15 protein-coding genes are annotated in these 18,379 nt (G+C 42.5%); all 15 read left to right on the top strand.

Going from position 1 to position 18,379, the window contains the following annotated elements; all coding sequences use genetic code 11:
* The first annotated feature begins 10 nt into the window (after window positions 1-10).
* The 15 genes from AC075L_RS11980 to AC075L_RS11910 all read left to right on the top strand — a co-directional run bounded on the left by AC075L_RS11980 (window position 11) and on the right by AC075L_RS11910 (window position 18,320).
* Complete coding sequence (locus AC075L_RS11980; protein ID WP_196049191.1) at window positions 11-2,449, top strand: glycoside hydrolase family 3 C-terminal domain-containing protein; 2,439 nt, start codon at window positions 11-13, stop codon at window positions 2,447-2,449.
* On the top strand, window positions 2,446-3,042 hold the full coding sequence (locus AC075L_RS11975) for a hypothetical protein (RefSeq protein ID WP_055059339.1): 597 nt from the start codon (window positions 2,446-2,448) through the stop codon (window positions 3,040-3,042). Before AC075L_RS11980 ends, AC075L_RS11975 begins: the two co-directional genes overlap by 4 nt.
* Window positions 3,043-3,226: 184 nt before the next feature.
* Window positions 3,227-3,400 carry a hypothetical protein gene (locus AC075L_RS11970; RefSeq protein ID WP_156331169.1) on the top strand — a complete coding sequence of 58 codons (174 nt, stop codon included), beginning with the start codon at window positions 3,227-3,229 and terminating at the stop codon, window positions 3,398-3,400.
* Window positions 3,401-3,538: 138 nt separating this feature from the next.
* On the top strand, window positions 3,539-4,636 hold the full coding sequence (ychF, locus tag AC075L_RS11965) for a redox-regulated ATPase YchF (RefSeq protein WP_008706507.1): 1,098 nt from the start codon (window positions 3,539-3,541) through the stop codon (window positions 4,634-4,636).
* Between the two features lie 14 nt (window positions 4,637-4,650).
* Window positions 4,651-5,679: a prolipoprotein diacylglyceryl transferase gene (gene lgt, locus AC075L_RS11960; protein ID WP_118569027.1), complete on the top strand. Its 1,029-nt coding sequence runs from the start codon at window positions 4,651-4,653 to the stop codon at window positions 5,677-5,679.
* Between the two features lie 293 nt (window positions 5,680-5,972).
* On the top strand, window positions 5,973-6,404 hold the full coding sequence (gene mraZ / locus AC075L_RS11955) for a division/cell wall cluster transcriptional repressor MraZ (protein WP_020993618.1): 432 nt from the start codon (window positions 5,973-5,975) through the stop codon (window positions 6,402-6,404).
* Between the two features lie 50 nt (window positions 6,405-6,454).
* The gene (rsmH, locus tag AC075L_RS11950) at window positions 6,455-7,390 is read left to right on the top strand and encodes a 16S rRNA (cytosine(1402)-N(4))-methyltransferase RsmH (RefSeq protein WP_055058148.1); all 936 of its coding nucleotides are present in this window, start codon (window positions 6,455-6,457) and stop codon (window positions 7,388-7,390) included.
* Between the two features lie 15 nt (window positions 7,391-7,405).
* Entirely contained in the window at window positions 7,406-7,984 is a 579-nt protein-coding gene (locus AC075L_RS11945) for an FtsB/FtsL family cell division protein (protein WP_055052683.1), read from the top strand.
* 65 nt (window positions 7,985-8,049) lie between these two features.
* A complete protein-coding gene (locus AC075L_RS11940; RefSeq protein ID WP_055149537.1) occupies window positions 8,050-10,233 on the top strand; it encodes a peptidoglycan D,D-transpeptidase FtsI family protein in 2,184 nt (727 codons plus the stop codon).
* A 69-nt stretch (window positions 10,234-10,302) separates the two neighbouring features.
* Window positions 10,303-12,138 carry a peptidoglycan D,D-transpeptidase FtsI family protein gene (locus AC075L_RS11935; RefSeq protein ID WP_118616766.1) on the top strand — a complete coding sequence of 612 codons (1,836 nt, stop codon included), beginning with the start codon at window positions 10,303-10,305 and terminating at the stop codon, window positions 12,136-12,138.
* A gap of 108 nt (window positions 12,139-12,246) precedes the next feature.
* Window positions 12,247-13,203: a phospho-N-acetylmuramoyl-pentapeptide-transferase gene (gene mraY, locus AC075L_RS11930; RefSeq protein WP_025578129.1), complete on the top strand. Its 957-nt coding sequence runs from the start codon at window positions 12,247-12,249 to the stop codon at window positions 13,201-13,203.
* 54 nt (window positions 13,204-13,257) lie between these two features.
* Entirely contained in the window at window positions 13,258-14,613 is a 1,356-nt protein-coding gene (murD, locus tag AC075L_RS11925) for a UDP-N-acetylmuramoyl-L-alanine--D-glutamate ligase (RefSeq protein WP_118616765.1), read from the top strand.
* Between the two features lie 86 nt (window positions 14,614-14,699).
* Window positions 14,700-15,797 carry an FtsW/RodA/SpoVE family cell cycle protein gene (locus AC075L_RS11920; RefSeq protein ID WP_118330168.1) on the top strand — a complete coding sequence of 366 codons (1,098 nt, stop codon included), beginning with the start codon at window positions 14,700-14,702 and terminating at the stop codon, window positions 15,795-15,797.
* Between the two features lie 80 nt (window positions 15,798-15,877).
* Entirely contained in the window at window positions 15,878-17,161 is a 1,284-nt protein-coding gene (gene murA / locus AC075L_RS11915; protein ID WP_020993613.1) for a UDP-N-acetylglucosamine 1-carboxyvinyltransferase, read from the top strand.
* 19 nt (window positions 17,162-17,180) lie between these two features.
* A complete protein-coding gene (locus tag AC075L_RS11910; RefSeq protein WP_026648241.1) occupies window positions 17,181-18,320 on the top strand; it encodes a cell division protein FtsQ/DivIB in 1,140 nt (379 codons plus the stop codon).
* The last annotated feature ends 59 nt before the right edge of the window (window positions 18,321-18,379 follow it).

Raw genomic sequence — 18,379 nt, 5'->3', positions numbered from 1 at the left:
GAAAACAGTTATGAAACAGCAAAAATTGGTTGAAAAGATGACAATAGAAGAAAAGGCAGCGATACTCAGTGGAAAAACTGTCTGGCAGACCAGAGAAATTGACAGGCTTTCCATCCCGTCCATCTTTCTTTCAGATGGACCGCATGGAATCAGAAAACAGGCAGGAGCAGGAGACCATCTGGGATTGAATGCATCCTTGAATGCAACTTGTTTTCCCACAGCAGCGACGATAGCAAACAGCTGGAATCAGGATCTGGGGGAAGAGATTGGACAGGCTCTTGGAGAGGAAGCAGCAAGTATGGATGTAAATATCCTGCTTGGTCCGGGATTAAATATTAAAAGAAGCCCATTATGTGGAAGAAATTTTGAATATTTTTCAGAAGATCCATATCTTTCCGGGAAGATGGCAGCGTCATATATTCGTGGAATACAGAGTAAAGGCGTTTATGCCTGCCCGAAGCATCTGGCGGTTAACAGTCAGGAACTTCGGAGAATGGCAATGGACGCAGTTGTTGACGAACGGACATTAAGAGAAATTTATCTGACCGGTTTTGAGATAGCTGTTAAAGAAGGACACGCAAAAGCAATCATGAGCAGTTACAACCAGATTAATGGGATTTATGCTAATGAGGACAAACATCTTTTGACAGATATCTTGCGCAAAGAATGGGGATTTGATGGAATTGTAGTAACAGACTGGGGCGGAAGCAATGACCATGTGAAAGGTGTTGCTGCCGGCTCAAATCTGGAGATGCCGTCCTGTGGGTACGATTCTGCAAGAGAAGTGATTGCTGCTGTCCGAAATGGAACGCTGAAGGAAGCGGATTTGGATGAAAGAGTTGGAGAACTGGTGGATGCAGTGATGGAACTGACATCAGGGAAGAAGCTTTCAGATAAAAACTTTGACAGAAATGCACATCATCAACTGGCAAGGAAAGCAGCAGCAGAAAGCATGATTCTTCTGAAAAATGAAAAACAGATTCTTCCGCTGGATACAAAAAAATCCATCGCTGTTATTGGAGATTTTGCTTTTTCACCCAGATATCAGGGGGCAGGGTCTTCTATGGTCAATCCAACAAAAGTAGAAGATATGTCATCGATTTTGCAACAATATGATCTGAATATTCTGGGGATGACAAGAGGCTATCAGAGAAATGGAGATGTAGATGAGAATGATAGAAAGTTTGCATTAAATTTGGCCATGAACGCAGATATTGTGATTTTCTGCTTTGGTCTTGATGAGATCAGTGAATCAGAAGGACTGGATAGAACCCATATGCGTATTCCGCAGAATCAGATAGATCTTCTGCAGGATATCAGTAAAGTGAATGAAAATATTATTGGAATACTGAGTGCAGGATCTGCGATAGAAATGCCATGGCACACCTGCTGCAAAGCGATTTTGCATGGCTATCTGAATGGACAGGCAGGCGCTTCTGCAACATTGGATATTCTGACCGGAAAAGTGAATCCATCAGGAAGACTGGCAGAAACATATCCCATATCTTATGAACAGATACCGGCATTCCGATATTATCCAAGTAATGAGAAAACATCGGAATACCGAGAGAGTGTTTATGTGGGATATCGCTATTATGATACTTCAAAAGTTCGGGTGCAATATCCATTTGGCTTTGGGCTTTCCTATACGGAATTTACATATTCTGATCTTATCATAGAAGAGGATGGAATCAAAGTTTCGGTTACCAATACAGGTGACAGAGATGGAGCAGAGGTTGTTCAGATGTATGTAGGACTTCCTAATGCAATCGTGTTCCGACCGGAAAAAGAACTGAAAGGTTTTGCAAAAGTTTATCTAAAGGCAGGAGAAAGCAGACAGCTCAGGATTCCCTTTGATGATAAGACATTCCGTTATTGGAATATAAAAACGGGACAGTGGGAAATAGAAACAGGAACTTATCAGATTATGGTAGGAGCCAGTGTTGCAGATATTCGTTTAACAGGTATGACTGAGAGAACAGGAAATAGTAAAGGGTATCCGTATAATCCGGCAAAAATGCCTTACTATTATACAGGAATCGTGCAGAAAATATCAGATGAGGAATTTCGTGAACTTCTTGGCCATGAGATACCGAACGGGAGATGGAGTGGAAATCTGGAAATCAATGATGCAATCTGTCAGATGTATTATGCAAAAAGCCGACTTGCAAGGCTGATATATAGATATCTCACAAAAATGAAAAAGAAGAGTGAGGCACAGGGAAAGCCAGATCTGAATATTCTTTTTATTTACAATATGCCGTTTCGGGGGATTGCCAAGATGACCGGCGGGGCCGTCAGTATGGAAATGGTATATGGAATTGTCGATGCTGTGAATGGCCATTTTATGCTTGGAGTAAAAAAAGTAGTTGGCGGATATTTCAGAAACAGAAGAAATAATAAGAAATATGAAAAATTATTAAAAGGAGCCGGAGGGAAGTGCAGATGAATCATATAAAAAATATATGGAAATGTTTTGAAGAGAAACATGCTACTTTTGCAAAATGGCTTTATCAGATATTCTATTTTGTTATATTCAGTATGGGCGTGACAGTATTCCAGTATCTTGTATTTACATTTTTACCAGGGATTTTGGGAATTGGTCTGGCTGGTACAGAATTTATGTGGCCAAAGGTTTCCATGAATCTGTTTGGAGTAAAATTTACATGGAGTTTACTGGGGTATAATGTATTGCGTGATGCAACGGGGAATATACTGATCGGTGGTGGACTTGGCTATTTTATCAGTTATGAATTGGGGTCATTTCTTGCACAGTGTATCAATTTTCCGCTTCAGAGAAATATTACTTTTAAAAGCCATGGAAATCCTGTATATCAGGCAATCTGGTATTTTATAGCATGGGTGGTAATTTCACTGATTTGTAATGGATTTAATAATCTGTGGATGCCAGTTGCATCTGCATATGTGGCACCGGCAGTCTATAACATGCTTGTGACAATTATCACAGGTGGAGTTTCCATGGTGATTTTCTTCTTTGTGTTTAAAATTATTTTCCCGGAGGGGAAGGCTGAATCTTTCTGATAAACTGCGGAGCAGTTATTCGGTTATGAGCAAGTAGCAAAGCGGATTGTGAATATCCGCTTGACTAAGGCATTTACCTGAAATAGGTGAGTGCTTTTTTGTTTTCAAGTATTCTATAAGAGGCTGTATTTATGCCCTTCATCTTTTGAATATGTGTAAGGACATTTTTTGAGCCGGCATAAAAATGATTTTTACAATAATTAGAAATAGAAATGAGGCGAGAGAAGAATTTGAAAAATTCATTTCGAAAAGTGTGGAAATATTAGCAGGAGATGAGATGAAAATGAATATTCACAAAGATAAGATGCTATGGTATAATACAAAGTACTGTATTAGGACTTCTGATGAGAGAAGCTGAAATATGGGAAAAGATTTAAAAGGCAAAGAGCTTGGATTGTGAATATCCACTTGATTGTCATTTGATATGTTGGTCAATCAAAGATTTAGCTATTGGACTGGGATAAAATCAAAGGATTTATAGGAGGAAATATAAAAAATGAAATTAGGAATCGTCGGATTACCCAATGTTGGAAAAAGTACATTATTTAATTCATTGACAAAGGCAGGCGCAGAATCTGCAAATTATCCGTTCTGTACCATTGACCCTAATGTAGGTGTTGTTACAGTGCCGGATGAGAGACTGAAGCTTCTCGGAGACTTTTATCATTCTAAGAAAGTGACACCTGCTGTAATTGAATTCGTAGATATTGCAGGACTTGTAAAGGGAGCATCCAAAGGAGAAGGCCTTGGAAACCAGTTCCTTGCAAATATCCGTGAGGTAGATGCAATCGTTCATGTAGTCCGCTGCTTTGAAGATTCCAATGTTATCCATGTAGATGGAAGTATTGATCCTATCCGTGATATTGAAACTATTAATCTGGAGCTGATCTTCTCAGACCTTGAGATCCTTGAGAGAAGAATTGCAAAAGTTACAAAAACAGCACGCATGGACAAAGAGGCTGCCAAGGAGCTTGATTTCCTTCAGAAGGTAAAAACACATCTGGAAGATGGCAAGATGGCAATCACTATGGAAATGGAAAATGAAGATGAAGAAGCCTGGATGTCTACTTATAATCTGCTTACCTGGAAGCCTGTGATCTATGCAGCAAACGTAGCAGAAGGAGATCTGGCTGATGACGGTGAAAGCAACAGCCATGTACAGGCAGTGCGCAAATATGCGGCAGAGCAGAACAGTGAGATTTTCGTTATCTGTGCAGAAATCGAAGAAGAGATCTCTGAACTGGATGATGATGAGAAGAAAATGTTCCTGGAGGATCTGGGACTGACAGAATCAGGACTTGAGAAACTTGTAAAAGCAAGCTATCATCTCCTTGGACTGATGAGTTTCCTTACTTCAGGTGAGGATGAGACAAGAGCATGGACGATTAAAATCGGAACAAAGGCTCCGCAGGCAGCAGGTAAGATCCATACAGATTTTGAAAGAGGATTTATCAAAGCTGAGGTTGTAAATTATCAGGATCTTCTGGACTGTGGTTCCTATGCAGGTGCCAGAGAGAAAGGTCTTGTAAGAATGGAAGGTAAAGAATACGTTGTACAGGATGGAGATGTGATCTTATTCCGATTCAATGTATGATGAACAGGTGATTTATGGAAATGTCGATACGTTTTCCGGGACTTGGCCTGGTCTTTGATTATGTGCCGCGCTCATTTCAGATATTTGGAATGGAATTCACCATATATGGAGTACTGATTGCTGTGGGTGCTCTTCTTGGAATGGGACTTGTGACACTTGAAGCGAAACGAAATGGGGAAGATCAGAACAGGTATCTCGATATGATGCTTATCTCCCTGCTAGTTTCAGTGGCAGGTTCCAGATTATTTTATGTGGCTTTTTCATGGGGATTTTATAAAGAAAATCTGAATGCCATACTGGACTTTCGAAATGGCGGTTACGCTTTATATGGTGGTCTGCTCTTTGGATTTCTTGCGGCAGCGGTATTTTGCAGGATTACCCAAACGTCATTCTGGCAGAGTGCCGATATTGCGTGTCCCGGAATACTTCTGGGACAGGCTATAGGACGCTGGGGCAACTTTTTTAACAGAGAGTCTTTCGGAGAATATACAAATCTGCCATGGGCAATGCAGATACCGGTTTCAGCTGTACGGTCAGGAGAAGTTTCGGGAGCAATGAGAGATAATCTGCTGACCATAAATGGGATTTCATATATTCAGGTTCAGCCGGTTTTTCTTTATGAAAGTCTGTGGTGTCTGCTGTTATTTCTGCTGTTGATGACCATGCGCCGAAAAAAGAAATATGAAGGCGAATTGTTTATGATCTATCTGGCAGGTTATGGTCTGGGAAGGTTTTTCTTTGAATGGCTCAGAACAGATAAGCTTTATATTCCGGGGACAAAAGTGGGGATTTCGCTGGTGATTTCCGCTATGTTATTTGCTGTTTTTATGCCTGTAGTGATCGTACGCAGAGTGATGGCACAGAAAAGAGATACTATACGCCAGCAGAGGAAAAAAAGATTTCTGGATGAGTCAGTGAAAGAAAAACAGATGTTTCCTGAGACTTCTGAAATGAAACCGGAACCGGAAATCCGGCCGGAGATGGATGAACAGGTAAAGCCAGATGTGGGAAATTCTCCCACAAATTCAAAAGAAGAACAGTAAAAAAACATATATCTGAAAGATAAGTGGGTTGAAAGTGGAAATTCAGCCCACTTTTTGTGTATAAAAGCCCATTTTTCTCGTAAAAATAAGGTTGTTTCATAAATGTTAACAGAGTTCTAAATTTTAAAAATCTTTTTCTCCCCCTTGTTTTTTCAGCCTAAATAGTTTAGAATAAGCACATAAGTGGTAGAAAGTGGTGAATAGTGGTGGTGAGTGGGGAATAACGGCAGAGTCCATTACCACCTGAGAAATCTGAAGGGGAGATTCAGATTTTGCGAGAGTAGGTGAGTAACATGTTCATGGGAGAGTATAACCACACGATCGACGCGAAGGGGCGTCTGATCATTCCTTCTAAATTCAGGGAACTCTTAGGGGAAGAGTTTGTTCTGACAAGAGGGCTTGATGGCTGTCTTTACATTTATCCGATGGATGAATGGGAATCCTTTGAAATGAAGCTCAGATCTTTACCACTTACAAATAAAAATGCCAGAACTTTTTCACGATTCTTTGTAGCTGGAGCAACTACATGTGAACTGGACAGGCAGGGACGAATCCTTGTACCGCAGACACTGCGCGAATTTGCCGGTCTGGAGAAAGATGTGGTTCTGACAGGTAATCTGAACAGAATTGAAGTTTGGAGCAAAGAAAAATGGAATGAGATCTGTGATTATGATGACATGGACAGCATTGCGGAGAGCATGCAGGACATGGGAATTACAATCTGACAGGTCTCGTTTGAAGTATCTTGCAAAGTAAATCCAGACAGGAGACGGAGATGGAATTTAAACACAAATCTGTATTACTGGAAGAGACCATTGAAGGTTTGAATATCAAACCGGACGGAATCTACGTGGATGGTACTTTAGGAGGTGCAGGGCATGCCGGTGAGGTATGCAGGAAACTTTCTGCCAAGGGGAGATTTATTGGCATAGATCAAGACCAGGATGCGATAATTGCTGCGAGTGAGAGGTTAGCCCCCTATAAACAGGCGACGATCATTCGCAGCAATTATTGTTACATGGTACAGGAACTGGCAGCAAGAGGCATCTATAAAGTCGACGGGATTCTCCTTGATCTTGGAGTATCTTCCTATCAGCTTGACAATGAAGAACGCGGTTTTACCTACAGGGTAGATGCACCGCTCGATATGCGCATGGATCAGCGCCAGACGCAGACAGCCGGCGATATTGTCAATGGCTATGAAGAAAAAGAATTATACCGTATTATTCGTGATTACGGTGAAGATAAATTTGCAAAAAATATTGCAAAACATATTGTTGCCGCCAGACAGGTGAAACCGATCACAACCACCGGAGAACTGACAGAAATCATCAGAGAATCCATTCCCATGAAGATGCAGGTGAAGTCAGGACATCCGGCCAAGAGAACTTTTCAGGCAATCCGTATTGAGCTTAACAGAGAGCTCGATGTGCTGCGGGATTCTCTGGATGGAATGATCGATATCCTTGATGATGGCGGAAGACTTTGCATTATCACGTTTCATTCTCTGGAGGACAGAATTGTAAAGACGATTTTCAGAAAAAATGAGAATCCGTGTACCTGCCCTTCAGATTTTCCTGTATGCGTATGCGGGAAGAAATCTAAAGGAAAAGTGATCACAAGAAAGCCGATTCTTCCGGGGGAGACAGAGATGGAAGAGAATCCGCGTTCCAAAAGTGCAAAGCTTCGGATTTTTGAGAGAGTATTATAATTAGAGAGGCATGAAATGGCGAGAACGACCAGGAGTGAAACAGCAAGAAGAAGCAGAACCAGTGCCAGAACAAACAGAGGAATGTATGTTGACGGAAATACGGTCAGACGTCTTGCAGAAGTTCCGGAGAGAAAGAGGCAGCCGGGAAGACAGAATCCGGGAAGGCAGCAGATCAATCGAAACCGAAGAGTGCAGGCGAGTCCTGCGCAGGTACCAAGGCAGAAACATCAGTTGAGTAAAGAAGCACAGAAGAACAGGCAGAAGGCGACTGCAATGAACTGGGGATTTGTAGCGTTTCTGGCAGTTGTATGTGTGGCGATATTATTCTGCTCTGTGAAATATCTTCGTTACAAATCAGAGATTACCGCAAAGATGAGTACAGTTGCATCTCTTGAGGAGGAACTGGCAGATTTAAAAGAAGACAATGATGCATATTACAGCCAGGTGACATCAAATGTGGATCTGAATAAGATCAAGCAGATCGCATTGGGGAGACTGGGAATGAAATATCCGTCAGATGATCAGACAGTAACCTATTCTACATCGGGTAACAGCTATGTAAGACAGTATCAGGATATACCAGATTCAAAGTAGGTGATTAATTGAGCAATACGGGAAGAAAGAGTCGAAGAAGACCACAGAGAAAAATAAATCAAAACATGAAAGAAAAGCTGCTGATATTGTTTGGAATTGTGTTACTGCTTCTGGTAATATTAGTGCTGAGAATTACTTATATTAATGCTACCAGTGGAAGCAAATACAAAAAACAGGTGTTAAGTCAGGCACAGCAGAAATATGAGAGCCAGGTACTGCCGGCAAAGAGAGGCGATATTTATGACAAGAACGGAAATATACTGGCTACCAGCAATAAAGTTTATAATGTGATCCTGGACTGTAAAACTGTAAATTCAGATGAGGACTATGTAGAGCCAACAATACGTGCCTTAAATGAGGTGTTGGGGATTGATGAAGAAACAGTGCGTTCTCTTTTGGCCGATTCAAGAACCAGCCAGAGTCAGTATCAGGTACTGACAAAACAGCTGTCTATGGACAAAAAGAAAGAATTTGAAAAATATAAGGCAGAGGATGAAGATTCCGGTCTTACTAAAGCGCAGGCAAAGGAACGGGCAAATATCAAAGGCGTCTGGTTTGAAGAGGATTATCTGAGAAGTTACCCGTTTAATGAAACAGCATGCGATACAATTGGTTTTGCACTGGACAGAGATGTGGCAGATATCGGACTGGAAGGGTACTATAACAGCACACTGACAGGCGTAGACGGAAGACAGTATGGGTATATCAATGATGATTCAGATGTGGAGCAGACCATTATTGCTGCGGTGAATGGAAAAAGCATTCAGACCAGCATTGACATCGGTGCACAGCAGATTGTTGAGAAATATGTTAATGGATTTAAAGAGGCAATGGGGGCCAAGAATATAGGTGTCATTGTTGAAAATCCGTCCACCGGTGAGATTATTGCCATGGATGGTGGTGACCGTTATGATCTGAATAATCCGAGAGATCTTTCCGCTGTATATACAGAAGATGAAATCAAAGCGATGAATGATGTGGAAACAGTGGAGGCTCTGAATGGTATGTGGAGTAATTTCTGCGTCACAGATGCCTATGAGCCGGGATCTGTTGTAAAGCCGATCGTCATGGCTTCTGCATTGGAAAAGGGTGCGATACAGGAAACAGATACATTTGTATGCGATGGATCGCAGACTTTTGGAGATACTATGATCAAGTGTGCGGTTTATCCGAGCGCACATGGCACAGAGACACTGGGAGAGGTAATTGCAAACTCCTGTAATGATGCAATGATGCAGATTGGTGCCAAGATGGGAGCTACTCAGTTTATCAAAGCACAGAGTCTGTTTAATTTCGGAACAAGGACAGGGATTGACCTGCCGAATGAAGGCGCAGGTATTATCCATACTAAGGACAGTATGGGGGAAACAGAACTTGCATGTTCTGCTTTTGGACAGGGTTTTACCTGTACCATGATCCAGGAAATCAATGCGATGAGTTCCGTTATCAATGGCGGATATTATTATCAGCCGCATCTTGTGACAAAGGTTCTTGACAGTAATGGCGGAACTGTAAAAACAATCTCGCCGATACTTCTGAAGCAGACGATTTCCTCCAGGATTTCCAGTGATATCAGAAGCTATATGGCATTGAGTGTACAGCAGGGTACCAGCCGTCATTCCAAAGTGCAGGGTTACAGTTCAGGCGGTAAAACAGGTACAGCGGAGAAATACCCGCGAGGAAACGGAAAATATCTGGTTTCTTTTATTGGATTTGCTCCTGTAGATGACCCGGCTGTGGTAATTTATGTAGTTGTAGATGAACCGAATGTAGAGGATCAGGCAAACAGTACTTATCCGCAGTATATTGCACAGGGAATCCTTTCGGAGCTTCTTCCGTATCTGAATGTAGTGCCGGATGAATCTGAAGATGGAACAGTGCCGGAGACAGAATTGTGGGAAGGGTTTAAGGGACATTTAAAGAGTACTTCCATATCGGACAGCGAACTTGACAGTGACGGTAATCTGGTGGATGCAGATGGCAATCTGATAGACTGGGATGGAAACCGGATTGATGAAAACGGATATCTGCTGGATGCCAATGGAGATCACATATTGGATGAGGAAGGCAATTATAAGATGTCTACAAATCTTGTCAGTGCTTCGGGAAGTACGGATGCAGATTCTTCAGGAGATGCAGTATCCAATCCTGATGCACCTGCACCTCTGGAGGATGATGAAGCTGAGACGACTGAGGATAATGACGAAGAGACAGACGGTATTACCAATGAAGAAGCAGGTCTGGAATAAAAACGTATAGTTATAGCTCCGCAGAGAATGGTCATATATTGTTATGACAATCTCTGCGGAGCTTTTTTTATGAAAAAAAATATGACGTTTCACAAGAGAAAAATATGGGTGGTATTACTCTGCTGTATTTTAATGATGACAGGCCTTATCGGAAGACTGGTATATCTTATGTGTTTCAGATCAGACTATTATTATAAGAAAGCAAAAGAACTTCACGAAAGAGAGAGAGAGATCAAAGCGGCCAGAGGGGAGATTCTGGATGCAAGGGGAAAAGTTCTGGCATCAAACAGGACGGTATGTACAATCTCTGTGATCCACAGTCAGATTAAAGAACCTGAAAAAGTAATCGCCCTGCTGTCTGAAAAACTGAAAATAGATGAGGCAGAAGTGAGAAAAAGAGTGGAGAAAATCTCTTCCATAGAAATAGTAAAGACAAATGTGGAAAAAAGTACAGGTGATGAGATAAGAGAGTGCAGTCTGGCAGGGGTGAAAGTTGATGAGGATTATAAGCGTTACTATCCATGTGGAAGTCTGGCTTCAAAAGTCATTGGCTTTACGGGAGGTGATAATCAGGGAATTATCGGTCTGGAAGTGAAATATGAAGAAATCCTGAGGGGACAGCCGGGTAAAATCCTGACAACAACAGATGCCAGGGGTGTGGAAATTGATAAATTGGGTGAGACAAGGGAAAAACCGATAGAGGGGAAAAGCCTGATAATCAGCCTTGATGTAAATATTCAGGAATTTGCGCAGCAGTCAGCTTTGAAAGTAATGGAGGAAAAGCAGGCAGAACGTGTATCTATCCTGCTGATGAATCCACAGAACGGCGAAATATATGCATGTGTCAATGTGCCGGAATTTGACCTGAATGATCCTTTTACCCTGACAGATGATCTGAATATGCAGTTAAATGAATCCGGGATAACAATACCGTCGGAAGATCACAATGAACAAAGTGAACTGGCAGTGCAGACAGCATCAGGAAAAACAAATACAGAAAGAAAGCAGGAATTACTGAATCAGATGTGGAGAAATCCCTGCCTGAATGATACTTATGAACCGGGCTCCACATTTAAAATCATCACCATGGCAGCCGGACTGGAGGCTGGTGTTGTTTCACCTGGGGACCGTTTTTATTGTCCTGGATATAAAGTGGTGGAGGATCGCAGAATCCACTGTGCAAAAAGAACAGGACATGGATCCCAGAATTTTGTGGAAGGTGCACAGAATTCCTGTAATCCTGTGTTTATAGAGGTGGGGCTTCGCCTTGGGATAGAACGTTATTATAAGTATTTCAGACAGTTTGGACTTCTGGATAAAACCGGGACAGATCTTCCGGGAGAGGCAGGAACTATTATGCATCAGAAGAAAAATATGGGAGAAGTGGAACTGGCAACGGTTTCTTTTGGACAGTCTTTTCAGATTACGCCTGTTCAGCTGGCTGCAACAGTAAGTTCACTTATAAACGGAGGTAGACGGGTGACACCGCATTTTGGAGTCGCAGTGTTAAATCCTGACAGAACAGAGGGTGAGAAACTGACTTTTCCGGTAAAGGAAGGAATTGTTTCTGAAGAAACTTCGAAGGAAATAAGAGAAATCCTGGAAACAGTAGTATCTCAGGGCTCCGGAAAAAATGCAAAAATTGAAGGATATGCCATCGGAGGGAAAACTGCCACTTCTCAGACACTGCCAAGAAGTGCAAACCGTTATATTTCCTCTTTTTTGGGATTTGCACCTGCAGAAAATCCGCAGATACTGGGACTGTGCATTATTCATGATCCGAAAGGAATCTATTATGGTGGGACAGTAGCTGCACCTGTGATACGTGGTATCTTTGAGAATATCCTGCCATATCTTGGAATTGAAAAAAGTAATATTTCTGATTTTTCTGCAGAAGGCAATTAGGGAAATTCCGCAGGCAGGGTTGATAAATAAGCAAAAAAGCCTTATACTAAAAGAAATCTGAAAGTAAAAAACTTTCAGGAAAAAACGAAAGAATGAACGAGGTGTAAGATGGAATTTCAAGTTGTAATCCCTGTGCTGATTTCTTTTGCAATCAGCGTTGTATTAGGACCGGTCATCATTCCTTTTCTCCGGAGACTGAAGATGGGCCAGACAGAAAGAACAGAGGGCGTACAGTCCCATTTAAAGAAAGCAGGAACACCTACAATGGGTGGAGTGATCTTTCTGATCGCCACAGCGATAACTGCATTATTTTATGTAGGGGATTATCCGAAGATCATTCCGGTACTGTTCCTGACTCTTGGATTTGGAATTATCGGATTTCTGGATGATTATCTGAAGGTTGTGCTGAAACGCTCAGACGGACTGCTGCCATGGCAGAAATTTTTACTTCAGGTAGTTCTGACTGCAATTTTTGTATTTTATATTGTTAAGTATACAGACATCTCACTGACTATGAGGATCCCATTCTGGAGCGGACATTTCCTGAATCTTGGATGGCTGGCAGTTCCGGTCCTTTTCTTTGCTGTGATCGGTACTGTGAATGGAGTTAACTTTACGGATGGTCTGGATGGTCTTGCTTCCAGTGTAACTCTGATCGTTGCAGTATTTTTTACAGTGGTTTCTATTGGAATGAAATCCGGGATCGAGCCGATCACAGGTGCAGTTGTGGGAGGTCTGATGGGATTTCTGTTGTTTAATGTATATCCGGCAAAAGTGTTTATGGGAGACACAGGTTCTCTGGCACTGGGTGGTTTTGTTGCAGGTACGGCTTATGTGATGCAGATGCCGTTATTTATCCTGATCGTGGGTCTGATCTATCTGATCGAAGTACTTTCCGTTATCATTCAGGTAACTTATTTCAAGGCAACACATGGAAAGCGTATCTTTAAGATGGCACCGATCCATCATCATTTTGAGTTATGCGGATGGTCTGAAACACGTGTAGTTGCGGTATTCTCGGTTATTACAGCGGTTATGTGTATGGTCGCATTGCTGGCACTGTAAGATTTTGGCTAAGCAGATTTCAGCGTTATGCTGATAAAAGGGAGGAAAATTATTATGGAATTACAGGGAAAAAAGGTACTTGTATTCGGTTCCGGAAAAAGCGGAATCGGAGCATCTGACCTTCTGGCAAAGGTAGGAGCATTTCCGGTTATCTATGACGGAAATGCCGAAACAGATAAAGACGCAGTTGTACATAAAACAGATGGGACATATCCGGTCACTGTATATGCAGGAGAACTTCCGAAAGAAGTACAGGACAGTCTTGATCTGGTAGTTTTAAGCCCCGGAGTGCCGACAGATCTTCCACTTGTAAAGAGTTTTTATGAGCAGGGGCTTCCGGTATGGGGAGAGGTAGAACTGGCATACAGAGTAGGTGACGGCGAAGTACTTGCCATCACAGGAACAAACGGAAAAACTACTACAACAGCACTTCTTGGAAAAATTATGCAGGATGCACGTGAGTCTGTTTTTGTAGTCGGCAATATCGGAACCCCATATACTTCCAAAGCACTGGAGATGAAGCAAAACTCTGTAACTGTTGCAGAAATCAGCAGTTTTCAGCTGGAAACGATTGATGAGTTTGCACCAAAGGTATCTGCAATCCTGAATATTACAGAGGACCATCTGAACCGTCATCATACAATGGAAGAGTATATACGTGTGAAAGAACTGATCACTGAGAATCAGGGCACAGAAGATGTATGCGTGCTGAATTATGAAGATGAGGTTTTGCGTGAGTTTGGAAAACATCTGACTCCACGAGTGGTATATTTCTCCAGCGGACGTAAACTGGATGAGGGAATTTATCTGGATGGAAACAAAATCATCCTGAAGGACGGAGAAAAAGAAATCGAAGTAGTTAAAACAGAAGATCTGAAGCTTCTTGGAAAACACAATTTTGAGAATGTTATGGCCGCAGTTGCAATGGCTTACTACGATGGAGTATCCTTGGACAGCATCCGTAAGAGCATCTGTGAATTTACAGCTGTTGCACACAGAATCGAATATGTGACAGAGAAAAAAGGCGTTGTATATTATAATGATTCCAAAGGAACTAACCCGGATGCGGCAATTAAAGGAATCCAGGCAATGAACCGTCCGACACTTCTGATCGGCGGCGGTTATGATAAACAGTCCGGTTATGATGAATGGATTGAGGCATTTGACGGAAAGGTACGTTATCTGGTGCTGATCGGTCAGACAAAGGAGAAAATCAAAGAAGCTGCTGAGAAACATGGTTTCCATGACATCATCCTCTGCGAAGATCTGAAAGAGGCAGTAAAGGTATGTGAGGAGAAAGCACAGCCTGGAGATGCTGTTTTGCTTTCTCCCGCATGTGCAAGCTGGGGACAGTTTGATAACTATGAACAGCGTGGAGATATGTTCAAGGAATATGTAAGAAATCTGTAGAATATCTATAAGTAAGAATTATAGCTGTCCGGCAGAGAAAGACGAAGCTGCAGTGACCGGCTATAGATAATTTTGCGGAGAAACAGATGGCGCGAAAAAGAGCGACAGATTTATCAAAAACAGATATGACGATGCTGGTACTGATTGTACTGCTTGTGATTTTTGGCCTGGCAGTATTATTCAGCTCCAGTGAATATAATGGCAGAGTACGTTTCGGCGACTCTGCCTGTTATTTTAAGAAACAGTTATTTGCAACAGCATTGGGTATGGGAGTGATGTATATGGTTTCTTCCATTGATTATCATTTTTTTCTGAGGCTGGGACCAGTGGCATATCTGATTTCAATGTTTTTGTCCGGCGCAGTACTTTTTGTAGGTCAGGAGATCAACGGCTCAAAAAGATGGCTGAATCTTGGACCTTTATCTTTTCAGCCTTCAGAGTTTGCGAAAGTTGCTGTAATCCTTTTTCTTGCATGGCAGATCGAGCGTACAAAAAAAGCAACCAAGGGCTTTGGATTTATGTGCAGGACAATATTGACCCTGCTGCCGATCATTGGTCTTGTAGGTTCAAATAATCTGAGTACAGCGATCATTATTCTGGGTATCGGTGGAATTCTGATTTTTGTATCCAATCCGGGATATCTGGAATTTATCGGGCTTGGCAGCGCAGGTGCAGGTTTCATAGCTGTTTTTCTTGCTGCAGAGAGTTATCGTCTGGAACGTCTTGCAATCTGGAGAAATCCGGAGAAATATGAAAAAGGATTTCAGACGATCCAGGGACTGTATGCCATCGGCAGCGGCGGAATATTCGGCAGAGGATTTGGAAACAGTCTGCAGAAACTTGGATTTGTTCCGGAAGCGCAGAATGATATGATTTTTTCGATTATATGTGAGGAAATGGGAGCAGCCGGAGCTATCTTTCTGATTTTTCTGTTTGCAATGCTTCTGTGGCGGCTGGGTGTGGCTGCCATGCATGCAAAAGATCTGGCCGGAGCTCTTATCTGTTGCGGGATTATGGGGCATCTGGCTCTTCAGGTTATTTTGAATATTGCAGTGGTGACCAATACAATCCCCAATACAGGCATTACGCTGCCTTTTATCAGCTATGGAGGAACTTCGGCAGTGTTTCTTCTTGGGGAAATGGGACTTGCGATGAATGTTGGGAAATGTGACAGGATAAATTGAATTACAGGTTTCAGAATGACGTAACATATAATAGAAAAAGCCATAAACTGTAAAGTAAGAGACTCTTTGGGAGCAAAAGGTTGGATGAAATCCATGTAACAGGTAAAGCTTCTCTCAGCGGAGAGATTTTTATACAGGGATCTAAAAATGCAGCACTTCCAATGATAGCCGCATCTCTGATGCACAGAGGACTAAGCATTCTGAGGGGATGCCCCAGAATTTCAGATGTTTTCTGTATGGAAGAGATTTTGAAAAGTCTTGGTGCAGTGACCTGGTGGGACGATCATGATCTTTATCTGGATTGTTCCTGCGCAGACGGAACAGAAATTCCTGCAGTCTATACAGGCAGAATGCGTTCTTCGATCATTCTGGCAGGTGCGGTGCTTGCAAGAAATAGAAAATGCAGGATAGGGTATCCGGGCGGATGTACGATCGGGAAAAGACCAATAGATTTCCATCTTATGGCACTGAGAGCACTTGGCGCGGATGTCCGGGAAAATGCATCAGGCCTGGATGGAGAATGTGTCAGATTTGAAGGGCAGGATATTGTGTTTCCGAAATCGAGTGTGGGAGCTGCTCAACAGGCAATACTGGCAGCAGTTCTTGCAAAAGGTGTAACACATCTTTATAATTGTGCGAAAGAACCGGAGGTTTTCTGGCTCTGCAGATATCTGAAAACAATGGGAGCACTGATAGAAGGAGAAGAAACCGGTGAAATTACGATCAGAGGAGTGGATGAACTGAAAGGCGGAGACTACCGTATTCCTCCGGATCGTATTGTTGCAGGTACCTATCTGTGTGCGGCTGCGGCAGCAAGAAGTAAGATTATTCTTCATGATGTACCTGTGGAGGAGTTGCAGTCGTTTATGGAAGTATATCGGAAAATAGGTGGACAATATCAAGTAAATGGTGGTACACTAGAGGTCAATGGAAAGAATGCTGTCAGACCGGCTGTTTTAGTAGAAACAGAAATTTATCCGGGTTTTCCCACAGATCTGCAGGCTCCGTTGATGGCGGTGCTGACAGGTGCGCAGGGACAGAGTACCATACGGGAAAATATTTTTGACCGGAGATTTGGCAGTGCTTTTCAGATGAAAAAAATGGGCGCAGATATTTCCGTAAGCGGAAACCAGGCAATCATAAGAGGGGGAAAAACTCTTAAGGGAACACAGGTACAGGCAGGAGATCTCAGAGGTGGTGCAGCCCTGCTCATTGCCGCACTTATGGCAGAGGGAGAAACCTGTGTTACAGGAGCCGGGTTTATCAGCAGGGGCTATGAGCATATCTGTGAAGATTTACGGACTTTGGGCTGCAGAATCTGGCAGCCGGGGACAGAGGATTTGAGGATTTATGAGAGAAAGTAATTATGGGAAAAGACCTCCTATGAGTAAAAGGACGAAGAAGATGCTGGCAGGTATGATAGGCGCCGGAGTTATGGTCGCTGTGATAGTATTTTTTTCCTATTATAAAGTAGATACTGTTGAGGTGAGGGGAACTTCCCATTATACAGACGAAGAAGTAAAGAATATGGTGCTTCGGGGACCGATGGCTTCCAATTCGGTCCTTGCACCACTGCTCTACAGCACTACAAATACAGAGGACATTGCATATGTAGATGCATTTAAAGTTACCCAGCTGAACCGAAATACCATCTGTATCAGCGTAAAAGAGAAAAAAACAGTCGGATGCATCCGATATCTTGACAGTTACATTTATTTTGACAGAAATGGCATTTTTGTGGAGGGTTCTCAGAACAGAGATGAGACGGTTCCGTATTTTGACGGAATTCAGGTGAACAGCATCGTGATGGATGAGAAACTGGATATTAAAGGAGATACTGTACTGAATACAGCTGTAGCATTGTCTACAATCTTTCAGAAAAATGATATGATCCCCGATCATATCCAGTTTGACAGCAGCTATTCTATCAGCCTCATCTATGGGGATATAACTGTTCAGCTTGGAAAAGATGCTGATCTGGAAGAGAAGATGAACCGAGTGATAGCGATTCTGCCCAAAATTCAGGGAAAAAAAGGCATTCTTCATATGGAGAGTGTGGCTACGGAGTCCAATACCTTTGAAGAAGAACTGGAACAGGAAGAAGTTACTGCTGAGAACTGGAATGGCGGTTATGATGAAGATGGCAATTATACCGGAGACGGCGAGTATGACGAGGATGGTAATTATGTAGGTGCAAAACCGAAGACTGCTCTTGAGGAAGCAATTGAGAACTGGAATGGCGGTTATGATGAGGAAGGGGATTATACCGGAGCAGGTGAGTATGACGAATCCGGTAATTATGTGGGACCGAAGCCTACACAGGAATCTCTGGATGCGGCATCTGATGAGTCGGGAGACGGTTCAGGAGATGAAAGTTCCGCAGATGACCAGAGTTCTGAAACTTCAGAAGATGGAGAAAGTGATTCATCATATGACGACGGAAACTCAGATGATTCAGATGGATATGGTGATTATACAGAAGATAACAGTGATTATCAGGGGGATGATTCTGAGGGATATTGATAGTATATGGAAACTTTGAGATCAGAGAAGGCTCCGTACACTGATACAACATATTTACC

The organism is Blautia sp. ZXY-1-B12 (assembly GCF_056339915.1).
This window is presented reverse-complemented; position numbering and strand designations above follow the sequence as displayed.